Genomic DNA, 14065 nt, shown 5'->3' with positions numbered 1-14065 from the left:
GGACGGGCGGGCGCGGTGGGCGCCGGACCGAAGTCCGCCTGCCATGAAGCATTGGACGCGGCCTTGGAGGCCGCGGTCGCCGGGGCCGGCCTGGGCGCGGGCTTTGGCTGAAGGCTCGTGAGGCGAGGCTTCGCGCCGCCCGGCTTGCCGTGCGCGTCGATGAAGTCCTGCATCCAGTCGCTGGAGCGCACGGGCGGCGTGGGCAGGCGCGGTGGGATGGCCGCGGGCGGCGTGGACGCGCGGGGCACCGTCGCGCGCGTCACCGGCGTGCCCGGGGACAGCGTGCCCGCGAGCACGTGGGCGCGCAGCGTGCGCTCCGTCTCCGTGGGCCAGCCGGGCAGCAGCGGCAGGACGCGGCGCGCGAGCTCCAGGAACTCCGGCGGCGGCGCCTCGCGGGGCACGCGCACGGCCTCGTCCTGGAGCCAGCCGGCGAGCTTTCCCACCAGCCCGCCCTTCGTGGGGCGCGGCGTGGCGACGTCGCCCTTCACCTCGTAGCCGCGCAGCTCCAGGTCCGCGACGGCCATCGCGCGGCTCGCGACGGGCAGCTCCAGCGACATGAGCTCCCGCGGCCCCTGGTGCGCGCGGGCGTCCTCCTGCAGCTGGGCGAGCACCGCGTGCAGCACGCTCGCGACCTGCGCGCCGTTGGCCGCGTGGTGGGCCTGCAATTCCGCGGGTACCGCCGGGTACGTGAGGACGAGCCCGCGTCCCTGCGCGAGCTGATCCGCGCGGTCGCCCGGCAAGAGCGCGTGGTACGCGCGGGGCACGTCGCGGCTCTCCGCGTCCTTCACGTAGTGGAAGGCGTCCTGCGCGCCGTGCGCGAAGCCCGCGAGCACGTCGCCTCTTGTCACCGTGAGCTGCCCGTTCACGCGCGTCACGGCGTTGCCCGGCCACGGGCCCGTGAGCGTGCCGTAGAGGTAGACGGGGTCGTTGAAGCCGTCCGCGTCGGCGGGGTGCTCCACGAGTTCGAGGGAGAAGAAGAACAGCTCCGCCGCGGCCAGGCGGCGCGGAGGACGGCCGGAGGCGACCTCGTGGTGCGCGAGCTGCGCCTGCACGGACGCCGGCAGCCGCGCGCGCTCGCTGCCGGGGATGAGCTGGAGCTGGCCCACGACGTCGGTGCAGACGAACCACTCGGACTCGCCCAGGTACGCGGGCTCCAGCCGGAACGCATCCAGGACGTGGACGACCTCCGAGGCATCGCACGGCACCGGTTCGACCGGGCTGGCGGCGTGGGGAACGAAGTAGCGGGGAGGGCTCACGGAGGCCGCGACAGGCTGGCGCAAGCCGCTGGGGCAATCAAGTGGAGGGGCGGCGTCCCCGGGTCCGCGCAACGGCGTCGAGTCCATCGTTCGTTCCACGCCCCTTAAGGCGGCCGGGCGTGGAGCGAAAGGAACCGCCGGGCCTCAGGCGGGCTCGATGAAGTTGAGCCGGTAGCCGTCCGGGTCCGTGACGACGACTTCGCGGGTGTACCAGGGCTGGACAGTGGGCCCTTCCACCGGCGCGCCCAGGGCCGCCGCCTTCGCGGCCACCGCGTCCACGCCGTCCGAGCCCGCGCGGAAGCCGACGAGCACGCCCATGCCCTTTCGTCCCTCCAGCTTCAGGCTTGAAGGATGGCTCACGAGGTACACGTCCGACTCGCCGCCCCACTGGAGGCGGAGGATGGGAGGTTCCGACGCGATGCGTTCGAAGCCGAGGCCCTCATAGAAGCGCACGGAGGCCTCGGCATCCGTCACCAGCAGCTTCACGAACGACCGCATTGTCTGGGGCTTGTCCATGGGCGCGGCAGTCTGCCCGGAGCGGCGGAGGGGCGCCACGCTCGCGGGAGGCCATTATCGGCCCCGGGACGGAATGACCTATCGTCAGGCCCGGATCCGGTTGGGGCCGGGCCGAAGTGCAAGGGGACGGGCTCATGGGTGGTGACGTGACACGCACACGGCAGGGCCCTGGATCCGTCGCGTATGACGACGTCAACGAGCTCATCGCCACCGCCACGCGGCTGATGCAGAAGGACGCCGCGCCGGACACGCTCACTCCGGACGACCTGCGGCGCATCGGCGAGGAGCTGGACATCCCCGCGCGCTACGTGGACCAGGCGCTGGAGGCGCTGGCCCGCCGCCGCGAGGAGCAGGCGCGCGAGGCCCAGGCCCGCGAGCGGCTGTCGCGTCAGCGCCGCGCGAGGCTCCGCAAGGGGGCGTGGGTGGGCGTGGCGCTCGCGGGCGTGATGGCCGTGTCGGGGCTCGTCGTGCGCAACGGCCTGACCTCGACATTGGCGGACGTGGCGCAGAAGCGGGCCCAGGTGCGCAACGTGCTGGAGCGCCGCGAGTCCCTGCGCGCGCGAGTGGATCAACTCACGCCCGGCCTGAACCGCGACGCGGAGCTGGCGGGCGCGGACAACCGCGTGGCGGTGGAGCAGCGCCGCTACGACGAACGCGCCGCGGCCTACAACGCCTCCGCGACCTCCTTTCCCTCAAGCTGGGTGGTGCGCCTGAGCGGCCTGCCCCCGGTGCTTCCGCTGTCCTCGGAGGTCTCCTCATGGTGAAGACCGTCCTCGTGACGTTGTTGTTTCCCATGCTGGTGCTGGCCGCCGTTCCCTCCATCACGCGGCCGGTGACGGATCCGCATGGGATGTTGACGCCACAGGAGACGGAGACCGTCTCCCGGGCCCTGGTGGACCTGCGCGCCCAGAAGCAGGTGCAGATGGCGGTGCTGCTCGTGGACACCACGGAGGGCCAGCCCATCGAGGACTTCGCGGAGGCGGTCTTCCGCGAATGGAAGGGCGGGGAGGCGGGCCGGGACAACGGCCTGCTGCTCGTCATCGCGCGCGGGGACCGGCGCTCGCGGCTGGAGGTGGGTTACGGGCTGGAGTCGTCGCTGACGGATGGCGAGGCCACCGACCTGCTGCATGCGCAGGGCCCGCTGCTGCGCGAGGGACGGTTCGAAGCGGCGCTGCTCGCCATCATCGCGGGTGTGCAGGAGCAGGTGTCGCCGGACGCACTCCCCGGCCCCGGCGCCGCGAAGGAGCCGTGGACGCAATCCGAGTCGCGCATGTTCCTCATGGCCCTGTTCTTCGCGGCGTGCGTGGTGGCGCGGCTGCTGCTCCAGCTCCAGGTCTCGGGCCTCCGGGACGCGAAGAACTCCGTGCTGGCGGCGATGGTGGCGGCGCTGCCGGCGGCCATGTTCGTCTCCATCGGCTGGTCCGGCCCCCGGTCCCCGGGGTTCATCCTCGTCGCGTATGGCGTGCTGGTGGGCCTGTTCTTCGGAGGCTGGTCGCTGATCCGGCGCAAGCAAACCCTCTGGGGCCTGATGCTGCTCATCCTCCCCATGTGGAGCGCGCTGGTCGGTCAGTTCTGGTCACATGAGCCCCTTCTTGATCTGTCGGACTTCTTCCTTTGGACCGTGTTGGGCTCCCTCATCTCGGTCCCCGCTTCCATCCCGTTCCTGTTCGTCGGACTGCTGATCCACCGGGCGTTCCGGTCGGCAGGCGCCACGGGGTCCGGCAGCTACTGGGATTCGAGCAGCAGCTCATCATCGGATTGGAGCGTCAGCTCATCGTCGTCGAGCTCCGACTGGTCGTCGTCCTCCAGCAGTGATTCGTTCAGCTCGTCCTCGTCGGACTGGGGTGGTGGTGGCGGGTCGTCCGGCGGCGGTGGCGGCAGCGACTCCTGGTAGCCACCCACGGCCTGCCTGGCCGCCTGCCCTCCGCACGGGCGGCGTTCCGCACCTGACATCCCGAGGGCCGCCCTCGTGAGCCCATCGCCTGCCTGGAGGGCACTCCCTACCTTGAGGGCATGAAGGCTTCGCGCAAGGGGGTTCCCGTCTACGTGCCGCCCCGGACGGTGTGGTCGGTCGGGGCCCAGGTGGTGCTGCTCGTGCTGCTGGGCACGGCCCTCCAACGGCTGGGACCCGTGCTCACGCTGCTGGCGGTGGCGCTGCTTCTGGGGCTCGCGGCGGAACCTGTCGTGCGGCGCTTGCAGTCCTGGGGGTTGCGCCGGGGATTGGGCGTGGCGCTCATCGCGCTGAGCCTGCTGGGCATCACCGGTCTGCTCATCCTCACGCTGGTGCCGCTGCTGGTGGAGCAGCTCCAGAACCTGGTGCACGCGGCGCCGGGCTTCTTCACGGAGCTGACGCAGGCGCCGTGGGTGCGGAAGCTGGATGAACACTTCGGCGTGCTGTCGCATCCGCAGGACGCGTTGGGCATGGAGCCCGGTGTGCTCGCGAAGCCGCTCATCACCGTGCTGTCGTCCACGCTGGAGTTGATGGGCGCGGGCATCACGGTGCTGGCGCTGGCCGTGTTCGGACTGCTGTTCGGGCAGGACCTCTACGCGAGCATCCTGGGCTGGGTGCGCCCCCGCAGCCGTCCCCGCGTGCGCCGCGTGGTGGGCCGGATGCGCGAGGCGGTGGGCAACTACCTCGTCGGCACGCTGCTCATCGTCAGCGTGGGCGGCGCCTTCACGGCCATCATGTCCCTGGTGCTGGGCGTGCCGTACTTTCTGCCGCTCGGCCTGGTGGCGATGGTGCTGGGGCTCATCCCGTACATCGGCAGCGTCATCACCGCGCTGCTGGTGACCGTCACGACGCTGGCATCGGTGGGCTCGAAGCGGGCGCTCATCGCGCTGGGGGTGTTCATGGTCTACCAGCAGATCGAGTCCCACCTGCTCAGCCCGCTGGTGCAGCGGCGGGCCATCAAGATGAACCCGCTGCTCATCTCGCTGGTGGCGCTGGTGGGCGGCACCGTCGCGGGGTTGCTGGGCGTCATCCTCGCGGTGCCGGCGGCGGCGGCGGGGCAGGTGTTGCTCACGGAGGTGCAGCGCGAGCGTCGCAAGACGTGGAAGCGAGAGCAGCGCCTCGCGGCGGCCCTCCCTTCAGGGCTGGGCAACGTGGACGAGGCACTGTTGGCGGGTCCACTCGCGCCGCCGGGCAATGAAGCGCGGCGTGCGCCCCCGGTGGACTCCGGGCATCCTGGGACGCCGCACTGAGCAGGCCCCCTTCCCCGAGCCCCCCATGCCTTCCGACGAGAGTGATTCGGCTTCCTTCAAGCGCGCGGCGGCGGAGCGCGCGGTGGACTTCATCCAGCCAGGCATGGTGGTGGGGCTGGGCACGGGCAGCACGGCCGCGTACGCGGTGCGGCGGCTGGGCGCGCTGCTCTCCGCCGGGACGTTGAAGGACGTGGTGGGCGTGCCCACGTCGCGCGCGACGGAGGCCCTGGCCGCGTCGCTGGGCGTGCCGCTCACCACGCTGGACGTGCACCCGGTGGTGGACCTCACCATCGACGGCGCGGACGAGGTGGCGCCGGACCTGTCGCTCATCAAGGGCGGCGGTGGGGCGCTCCTGCGCGAGAAGGTGGTGGCGCAGGCCAGCCGCCGGGAGATCATCGTGGTGGACGCGCCCAAGCTGTCACCCCGGCTGGGCACGAAGTGGCCGGTGCCGGTGGAGGTGCTGCCCTTCGGCTGGCGTTCGCAGGCGCTGTTCCTGGAGTCGCTGGGCGCGCGCGTGGTGGTGCGGCTCGCGCTGGACGGGGCGCCGTTCCACACGGATCAAGGCAACGTGGTGCTGGACTGTGACTTCGGTCCCATCAGCGATCCGGCGGCGCTGGCCGCGAAGCTGGAGTCCCGCGCCGGGGTGATGGCGCACGGCCTGTTCCTGAACCTGACCACCGACCTGTTGGTGGCCGGGCCCGAGGGCATCACCCACCGCGTCCGGGGCGCGTGAGGCGCAGGGCGTCCTCGGCGGTGTCCACGTCCTCCTCGCCGCCGGGCAGCGGGACCTCCACGACGCGCGAAGGGTCGCGGGCGATGAGCCTGCGCGCGCCGTCCGTGGGCGGAAGGGCCTCCAGTTCGGGGAAAAGGGCGCGGGAGAAGAGGGCAGGGACGCCCCGGGTGCCCGCGTAGGCGGAGGCGACGATGGGCGCGTGCGTGCGCTCGAACGTGGAGATGAGCGAGCGCAGGTGGTCCGCGTCCACGCGCAGCTGGTCGCAGAGCATCAGGACGGCGCCGTCCACGTCCGGGGGAAGGGCCCGCAGGCCCGCGTGCAGGGAGGAGCCCTGACCCAGCGCCCAGTCCGGATTGTCCACGCACCGCACGGTGAGCCCGTCCAGCTCCGAGGCGACGTCATCACGCCGCGCACCAAGCACGACGACCACCACCGGACTCGCGGACAGGGCGTACCGTGCCGCGCGCCACACCAGCGACGTGCCCTCGTGACGGAGCAGCTGCTTGGGCTGCCCCAGCCGTGAAGAACCGCCAGCGGCGAGCACCACCACGGCCACGGTCATGCGTGCCTCCTCGGGTGAATCGGCGCATGCGCCATGTTCGTTCCGGGCATCACGACGGTCATGTGCATCACGACGGCCACGGTCATGCGCGCCTCCCCAGGTGAGCCGACGCATGCGCCATGTTCGTCCCGAGCATCGCGCGCCTCCGCAGGTGAATCGGCGCATGCGCCATGTTCGTCCCGGGCATTCCGCCGGTCATGCGCACCGCCACGGCCACGGTCATTCGCGCCTCCGCATGCGAGCCGGCGCCGCGTCCGCCGCGCAGGCCGTCACGCCGACCTGCGCTCCGGCGCCACTGCATCCGTGTGGATGGGGGCCTGCCGCTCGCGCAGCCGTCCCCCGTCGCGTCCGGCGAGCACCGCCTGCACCTCCGCGATGATGGAGAGGGCAATCTCATCCGCGCCCTCCGCGCCCAGGTCCAACCCCATGGGCGCGTGCAGCTTCTCCAGCTGCGCCGCCGTGGGCGTGCGCGCCAGCTCCCGCAGGATGCGCTCCGTCCTCGCACGCGGCCCGAGCACCCCCAGGTAGCGCACCGGCAGCGGCACCAGCCGCGCCAGCAGCTCCCGGTCCTGCGGCAGGCTGTGCGTCATCACCAGCACCACGCTGCGCGCGGACAGCGGCACCTTCTCCAGCACCTCGGTGGCCCGCGACGCGACGTGCGCCTGGGCCTGCGGGAACCTGCGGCGCAAGAGCTCCACGGGCCGGTCCGCCACCACCGTGAGGTGCCAGCCCAATCCCTGCGCGCGCGCCACCACGGGCGCGACGTCGAAGCCGCTGCCGAACACCACCACCTGGGGCGCCGGCTCCACCACCTCCACCAGCACCTCCGCGCCCCCGCACGCGCCGCCAAAGGGCACGCCGCGCACCAGCGCCTCCGTCGCCGCCGCGCGCACCGGTTCGAGCAGCGCGCCGGTGAGGCTTCCCGCCGACACGCCGTCCTCGCGCAGCATCAGCCGCAAGCCCACCGCGTCCGCGGGCCCCCGGTACACGGTGGCCACCACCGCGCGCAGCGACTGCTTGCGCGCCTCCGCCGCGAAGGTGAGCGCGTCACCGGGGCCCGGCTCCCAGCGCTCCAGCAGGATGTCCACCACGCCGTTGCACCCGAGCGCGAACGACAGGCCGCCCTCGTCCTCCGCGTTGTCGCCGGTGGTGTCGTAGCGCAGCACGCGCGGCCCCTGCGCCGTCCAGAAGAAGGCCTTGCGCACGAGGTCGCCCTCCAGACACCCGCCGCTCACCCCGCCCGCGAGCCATCCATCCGCGCCCATCAGCATGCGGGCGCCCGGGCGCCGGTAGGACGAACCGGACACCGCCACCACCGTCGCCAGCACCACCGGTCCGGAGGCGCGCCCGCCTGCCCGCAGGAGGTCATCGAGTTCCTTCATCGCCCCTCCATCTAACCACCCGGGCCTCGCGACCGGGGTGATTCCACGAGGAACGCATGTGCACCGTCCGACTCCCGTTTCATGCCCGGCGCACGCAGGGCAGCCATCCAGCCGACCGCCCGTCCCCTGCATGACGCTGGCGGACGTGGCCTGTCGCCACGAACTTGAGCGGAGGACTTCTGATGGAGGCTCGGTGGAATCCACAGCGCGACGGCATGACGCCCGACATCGCTTCCCCTTTGCTCAAGGCACCCCGCGGGCCTGGCGCCCTTGCAAGGGGAGGGCGGCATGAAGATGCCCGAAGTGCTCGAGCACCTGCCCGCCGTGGGACACCTGCTCGGCCGCAAGCCGGGCGGGCAGGAGGATGTTTTGCCCAGACGTGACCCCACCCTCACCCTGCCGGACTTCCACGCCGTGCCGCTGCCCGCCAGCGAGCGCCGGCTGGGAGACGGCCGCACCTTCATCGTGCACCACCCCTCGCCGCGCGCGCCCCGGGGACCGGGCCTCACGGTGATGAGCTACAACATCCTCATGGGCGGCGAGCGCCAGGAGGCGCTGCTGGAGTACTTCACCCAGCTGGAGGCCCAGGACCGCATGCCGGACGTCATCGGCCTGCAGGAGGCGGGCGTCCCCATGGCGGTGCTGCTCGCGTCCCGCTTCGGCTTCCACCTGGCCTACCAGGGCAACGACGGCGATGACGGCACGCGGCTGGTGAACGGCAAGGCGTGGCTCAGCCGCCACCCCATCGTGGACGCCGCGCACTTCACCTACGTCCTCACCGACGCCGAGCGCAACGACGCCATCGCGCGCCAGGGCTACGCGGGAGAGCTGGTGGAGGACCGCGGCGTGCTCTGGTTGAAGCTGGAGGTGGAGGGCCACCCGCTCTACCTCTACAACCTGCACCACGCGCTGGGAGACCCGGCCATCAACGCCCTCAACCTGCGCCAGCTCAACGCGCTGCTGCACCGTCGCGAGGGCGTCCCCGCCGTCGTGCTGGGCGACTTCAACGCCAACACCGCCATCAAGCGCGGCGGCTCCTGGCTGGTGGCGCACCTGCTGCACCCGAAGCAGGACAACGACACGGACACCATCGAGGAGTTCCGGCTCCGCTACGGCGACGACATGCACAACGTCACCGTGGGGGACCGCGGCGTGGGCAACATCGCGGATCCACGCCTGCGCCACGAGCTGCACATGCTGGAGCAGGACCTGCCGGAGACGGTGTGCCACGCGGCGACGGTGCGCGTGCGGCTGGCGGACCACTCGCTGACGACGCCGCATCACGCCCGCACGGAGCTGAGCTCCGGCCAGATTCCCAAGCACAGCCCCGCGTGGTGGCGCCTGCAGGACATCGCGGACTGCGCCACGCTCACCTCGCACCCGGACAGCCACGGCGTGGTGCACGCCACGGGCAAGCGCTTCGACAACTTCTACGCGACGCGCTCGCTGGTCCCCGTCCTCTTCGAGGTGGACCGCTCCACGGAGTCCTCGGACCACCAGCCGGTGGTGGCCCACTACCGCTTCGCTGACGGGTACCCCAAGGCCCCGCCGCACCACTGACGTCCCGCGCGGCCACCGCTCAAGCGGCGATGGCCGCGCAGCGGTGGCGCGCGAACAGGTCCTTCACGTAGCGGCCCAGCAGGGCCGCGTCGATGTCCGGGCACTGGAGGTCCGTGCCCGCCAGCGCGGCGCGGGTGTGGTCGGTGCGCACGCGCGGCGTGCGGTGGTGCAGCTCCAGCACCGTGCGGGTGCCGTGGTAGACCTTCTCCCGCAGGAACGCGACCAGCGGGAAGAGGGCGTTGTCCGGCCCCACCCGGCCCAACTCGCGCAGCCACACCGCCGGGGCCACCCGGCGCACCGGGTGCCCGTGCTCGCCCAGCATGTCGAAGAGGGCGTTGTGGGAAGGCTCCTGCTCGCGCTCCGGCGTCAGGTTGTACGTGCCCCCCGGGGCCTGGGTGAGCACCAGGTGCGCGGTGGCGCTGGCCACGTAGTCCACCGGCACCGGCAGCCAGTACTTGTCCGGCAGGTCCGGCGACATGCCCAGCTGCGCGTTGCCCACCAGCAGCCGGCACAGCATGTCGTCCGCGTTGCCGATGCCCGTGCGGCTGTGGCCCTGGATGAAGCCCGGCCGGTAGATGCTCACGGGCAGGCCGCTCTCTCGCGCGTCCGCGGCGATGCGCTCCGCGACCCACTTGGCCCGCGTGTAGCCGTTCTCATAGGCCATCAGGTCCAGCGAGCGCTCCAGCGCGAAGTCCTCGTCCACCTCCTCCAGGCCCAGCAGCGTGCCCACCGCGCCGTGGACGCTGAGCGAGGACACGTGGTGCAGCGGCTTCGCGCGGCCGTGCGCGCAGAAGGCCAGCACCTGCTGCGTGCCGGCGACGTTGGGCCTCCCCGCGTCCGCGTACGGCAGGATGTAGCTGATGCTCGCGGCCGAGTGCACCACCGCGTCGCACTGGAGCGCCAGGGCGTCATGCACGGACGCCTCCAGGCCCAGCCGCGTCCGGGTGATGTCGCCCGCCACCGCCTGGATGCGCCCGTCGCGCCAGGGCAGGTGCACGCCGTACTTGCGCGCGGTGGCGCGAAGCCGCGCGCCGGCCTCCGCGTCATCGCGGGCCCGCACGAGGCAGTGGATGCGCTCCACGCGGGGCGCCAGCGCCGCCAGCAGGTGGATGCCCAGGAACCCCGTCGCCCCCGTGAGCAGCAGCGTGCGCGGCGGCTGCTTCACCAACGCGGGCACCGCGAGCAGGGGCAGGGCCGCGGACCGCGCGTCGGTGAGCAGCGTGGCGCGCACGCCCTGGGGGCCCGCTTCAGCCGGAGCCGCGCCGGCCTCGCAGAAGGGCAGCAGCAGCTGGGGCGTGGGGTGCGAGTACACGCGGCGCGACGGCAGCGACACGCCGAAGTCCTCCTCCACCTGTGCCAGCACGTGCGCCACGCCCAGCGAGTCGCCGCCCGCATGGAAGAAGTGCGTGGTGGGCGTGACGGTGCCCGGGGCCGCGCGCAGGCCCCGCTCGAAGGCGCGGCACAGCCGCTTGATGGAAGTGGCGGGGGAGGCGCCAGGCTCGGACGTCGCGGCGCCCACCCAGTCCGCGGGAGGCGGCAGGGCCTGCCGGTCCACCTTGCCCAGGTGGGGCATGAGCGGCAGGCGCGGCAGCGCCACGAAGCGGTGCGGCACCATGTAGTCCGGCAGCACGACGCCCAGGTGCGCGCGCAGCGCGTCCAGGTCCACCGTGTGGCCCTCCTGCACGCTGTGGTAGGCCACCAGCAGGCCCGTCGTCTGGCCCTGCGCGTCCGTGTGCTCGAAGACCGTCACCGCCGCCTGCGCGACGCCGGGGTACGCGTACAGCGCCTGTTCAATCGCCTCCAACTCGATGCGGAAGCCGCGCAGCTTCACCTGTTGATCCATCCGGCCCAGGAACACGAGCGCCCCGTCCGCGCGCCGCGCCGCCTCGTCGCCGGTGCGGTACCACCGGGCGCCGTCCGCGTCCGTGGGGAAGCGCTCCCGCGTGCGCTCGGGCTGGTTGCGGTAGCCCTCCGCCACGCCCTCGCCGCCAATCCACACCTCACCCGTCGCGCCCTCCGCGACGTCCTGGCCGTCCGGCCCCACCACGCGCAGGAGCACGCCCGGCAGCGCCTGGCCGATGGGCACGGGGGACTCGCCGCCCTTCACCCGGTACGCCGTCGCGCAGACCGTCCCCTCCGTGGGGCCGTAGGCGTTGAAGACGCGGCGGCCGGACGCATGCCACCGCTCCGCGAGCGGCGCCGGGCAGCGCTCGCCCGCCATCACCACGCACGCCACGTCCGGCAGCGTGTCCACGTGCGGGCCCAGTTGGCCCAGCACCGACGGCGGCAGGCAGAGGTGTGTCACGCGCTGCTGGCGCAGGTACTCCGCCATGCGCCGGCCGGGCAGCAGGTCCTCGCGCGTGCCCTGCACCACGGCGCCGCCCGCGAACAGCGTGGGGAACACCTCCCACACCGACGCGTCGAAGTTGATGCTGGCGAACTGGAGGTGCCGCGTGTCCGGCCCCAGGCCCAGGAGCGGCGCCACGCCGTGCACCAGGTTCGAAAGCCCCCGGAAGGTGCACACCACGCCCTTGGGCTCGCCGGTGCTGCCGGAGGTGTAGATGAGGTAGGCGGGCCGGTCCGGCGGCGCGTCGATGACGTCCGGGACCTCCCCATCCTCCGCTTCGTCCACCGCCGTCGCGTCCGCCTCCAGGAAGGGCAGGGGCGAGCCCAGCCATGTTTCAAGAAGCCCCACGGAGACGCGGTGCATGCGCTGGGTGACAACGCCGCGCAGGCCCGCGTCGCGCAGGATGCGCAGGAGCCGCTCGTCGGGAAGGAACGGATCCAACGGTACGTAGGCCGCCCCCGTCATCCAGATGCCCAGGATGGCCGGGATGACCTCCGGCCCAGGCACCACCATCAACCCCACGCGGTCCCCCGGCTGCACGTTCCACTCGGCGCGCAGCCGGCGTGCCACCCGGGACGCCCGGCGCAGCAACTCCGGCTGTTTCTGCACCGTGGCTCCGAAGGCGATTTGCGCGGTCGGAGGAAGACGCAGCGTGGACGGGGGGGCCATGGTGCATTCCTTGGATGTAGTGACTCGCGCGGTGGGGGAGCCGCGCGTGAAAAGTCTAAAGACCGGCAGCGCCCGCGCAATACGTAGGAACCGCGCGGTGATACACGCCGAGTCTTGATTGAGACACACAGGCTCGGGTCATCCGTGCCCCCGTCTCTCCCCGAGGACGTTCGCGCCCGGCGTATGTCATTCCTGCCTGGATATATCTTTGGAACGACGCGGGCGCGTATCACCACGCCGGTGTGACAATGTCTGTCTTTTTCCCGTGGAGGTGTGCCGCGGGCCCGCGCAGCGGCCGGGTCGGGTGGGTGCAGCCTGATCCGTCAGGGTGGGGCCGCACCCCCTGACGCGCTGGATGATTCAGGCGGGCTGGGCTGTAGTGGAGGACCGGATGCCTTCGCTACGACACGCCTTCCTGCTCAACGCCGTGCGCGAGCTTGGCCGCTCGGTGCCGGACATCGCCCGGACGCGGGCCTCCTGGGACGCGTGCCTGGAGCGGATCCGCGAGGCGTGCACCACGACGCTGGGCATGGAGTACGACACGCTCACCCGCTTCGACGCGCGCTCCGTCGTCAGCCTCTTCACCCACCCGGAGCAGGCGCGCATCCTCGCCCGGCTGGTGGATGAGCGGGCCCGGCTGTGCGAGGCCCACGGCCGGTACGCGGACGCGCTGGCGGACAGCGTCTACGCGGGCCAGCTCCTCATGTGCTCGCGCGCCCGCTTCGGCCTGCCCCGGGATGCCCGTGCCGCGGACGTCCTGGAGCGCGAGGCCGGGACGCCCTCGCCCCTGCCGCAAGCAGGGGAGTGACGCGCCCCTCCCGCTTCAGCCGGCCTTCACCTTCAGGACGACCTTGCCCACGGCCTGGCGCGACTCCAGCTCGCGCAGCGCCTGCGCGCCCTCCTCGAAGGGGAAGACGCGGCCCACCACCGGGTTGACGACGCCGCGCGCCGCGAGCGCCTCCAGGTCCTTCGCGATGGCGCCCGTCAGCTCCGGCGCCTGCATCAGGAAGGCGCCCCACGCCACGCCCACCACGGAGACGTTGCGCAGGAGCAGCCGGTTCACGGCCACGGACGGAATCTGGCCGCTGGCGAAGCCCACCACCAGGAGCCGGCCCTCCGGCGCCAGCACCTTGAGGCTCTTGTCGAAGACGTCGCCGCCCACGGGGTCCAGCACCACGTCCGCGCCCCGGCCGTCCGTGGCCTCGCGCACGCCGGCCTGGAAGTCCTTTAGAAGGAGTACGCCGTCCGCGCCCGCGCGCTTCGCCACCTCCGCCTTGCGCTCGTCACCCACCACCGCCAGCACGCGCGCCCCGGCGCCCTTCGCCACCTGCACGGCCGCGGTGCCCACGCCGCCCGCCGCGCCGTGCACGAGCACCGTCTCTCCCGCGCGCACCTGCCCACGCCGGTGCAGCGCGAAGTGCGCCGTGTGGTAGTTCATCACCACGCCCGCCGCCTGCTCGAAGCTCCACGCTTCCGGAATGGGGAAGGCCAGCTCCGGCGCCACCACGCAGGCCTGCGCGAAGCCGCCCAGCGTGAAGGAGAAGCCCATCACCCGGTCGCCGGCCTTCACCCGCGCCCCCGCCGGCGCGGTGCGCACCACGCCCGCCACCTCCACTCCCGGCACGAAGGGCACCTCCGGCTTCATCTGGTACTGGCCGTGGGTGAGCAGCAGATCCGGGAAGCTCACCCCGGCCGCCACCACATCGATGAGCACCCCGTCCCCGGCCTCCGGCTCCGGGACGTCCACCATTTCCAGGCCCTCCGGTCCCGTCAGCCGCTGAAGCTGCAATGCGCGCATGTGCGTCGCCTCCCTCCGGCGGGACGCTAGCCCGCCCGCCC

12 protein-coding genes are annotated in these 14065 nt (G+C 72.6%); 6 read left to right on the top strand and 6 right to left on the bottom strand.

Annotated features, from left to right (window positions below):
• Both D7W79_RS26735 and D7W79_RS26730 read right to left on the bottom strand, forming a co-directional pair.
• The coding region (locus D7W79_RS26735; RefSeq protein WP_208729845.1) for a hypothetical protein at positions 1 to 1280 on the bottom strand (1280 nt) is incomplete at its 3' end.
• Between the two features lie 120 nt (positions 1281 to 1400).
• Positions 1401 to 1772 carry a VOC family protein gene (locus D7W79_RS26730; RefSeq protein WP_120528225.1) on the bottom strand — a complete coding sequence of 124 codons (372 nt, stop codon included), beginning with the start codon at positions 1770 to 1772 and terminating at the stop codon, positions 1401 to 1403.
• Between the two features lie 146 nt (positions 1773 to 1918).
• Between D7W79_RS26730 and D7W79_RS26725 the strand changes: the two genes are divergently transcribed.
• The 4 genes from D7W79_RS26725 (at position 1919) to rpiA (ending at position 5706) form a co-directional block, all read left to right on the top strand.
• Positions 1919 to 2536 (top strand): LemA family protein, encoded by a 618-nt coding sequence (locus D7W79_RS26725; protein WP_147442062.1) that lies wholly within the window; start codon positions 1919 to 1921, stop codon positions 2534 to 2536.
• Complete coding sequence (locus D7W79_RS26720) at positions 2530 to 3666, top strand: TPM domain-containing protein (RefSeq protein ID WP_120528223.1); 1137 nt, start codon at positions 2530 to 2532, stop codon at positions 3664 to 3666. Before D7W79_RS26725 ends, D7W79_RS26720 begins: the two co-directional genes overlap by 7 nt.
• A gap of 119 nt (positions 3667 to 3785) precedes the next feature.
• Positions 3786 to 4973 (top strand): AI-2E family transporter, encoded by a 1188-nt coding sequence (locus D7W79_RS26715; protein ID WP_120528222.1) that lies wholly within the window; start codon positions 3786 to 3788, stop codon positions 4971 to 4973.
• Between the two features lie 25 nt (positions 4974 to 4998).
• The gene (gene rpiA / locus D7W79_RS26710; RefSeq protein WP_120528226.1) at positions 4999 to 5706 is read left to right on the top strand and encodes a ribose-5-phosphate isomerase RpiA; all 708 of its coding nucleotides are present in this window, start codon (positions 4999 to 5001) and stop codon (positions 5704 to 5706) included.
• Here rpiA and D7W79_RS26705 read toward each other — a convergent pair.
• Together D7W79_RS26705 and D7W79_RS26700 are read right to left on the bottom strand one after the other, a co-directional pair.
• Complete coding sequence (locus D7W79_RS26705) at positions 5681 to 6268, bottom strand: nucleotidyltransferase family protein (RefSeq protein WP_120528221.1); 588 nt, start codon at positions 6266 to 6268, stop codon at positions 5681 to 5683. The genes rpiA and D7W79_RS26705 overlap by 26 nt on opposite strands.
• A 269-nt stretch (positions 6269 to 6537) precedes the next feature.
• On the bottom strand, positions 6538 to 7650 hold the full coding sequence (locus tag D7W79_RS26700) for an XdhC family protein (RefSeq protein WP_120528220.1): 1113 nt from the start codon (positions 7648 to 7650) through the stop codon (positions 6538 to 6540).
• A gap of 288 nt (positions 7651 to 7938) precedes the next feature.
• Between D7W79_RS26700 and D7W79_RS26695 the strand changes: the two genes are divergently transcribed.
• Positions 7939 to 9210 (top strand): endonuclease/exonuclease/phosphatase family protein, encoded by a 1272-nt coding sequence (locus D7W79_RS26695; RefSeq protein WP_120528219.1) that lies wholly within the window; start codon positions 7939 to 7941, stop codon positions 9208 to 9210.
• Positions 9211 to 9229: 19 nt separating this feature from the next.
• Here D7W79_RS26695 and D7W79_RS26690 read toward each other — a convergent pair whose 3' ends face one another.
• A complete protein-coding gene (locus tag D7W79_RS26690) occupies positions 9230 to 12226 on the bottom strand; it encodes a non-ribosomal peptide synthetase (protein ID WP_120528218.1) in 2997 nt (998 codons plus the stop codon).
• A gap of 391 nt (positions 12227 to 12617) precedes the next feature.
• Between D7W79_RS26690 and D7W79_RS26685 the strand changes: the two genes are divergently transcribed.
• Complete coding sequence (locus D7W79_RS26685; RefSeq protein WP_120528217.1) at positions 12618 to 13034, top strand: hypothetical protein; 417 nt, start codon at positions 12618 to 12620, stop codon at positions 13032 to 13034.
• Between the two features lie 15 nt (positions 13035 to 13049).
• Here the strand turns inward: D7W79_RS26685 and D7W79_RS26680 are convergent, their stop codons facing one another.
• Positions 13050 to 14024, bottom strand: coding sequence for an NADPH:quinone oxidoreductase family protein (locus D7W79_RS26680; RefSeq protein WP_120528216.1), 975 nt, complete (start codon positions 14022 to 14024; stop codon positions 13050 to 13052).
• Positions 14025 to 14065: the final 41 nt, after the last annotated feature.

It is taken from the genome of Corallococcus exercitus (genome assembly GCF_003611585.1).
Classification (GTDB): Bacteria; Myxococcota; Myxococcia; order Myxococcales; family Myxococcaceae; genus Corallococcus; species Corallococcus exercitus.
This window is presented reverse-complemented; position numbering and strand designations above follow the sequence as displayed.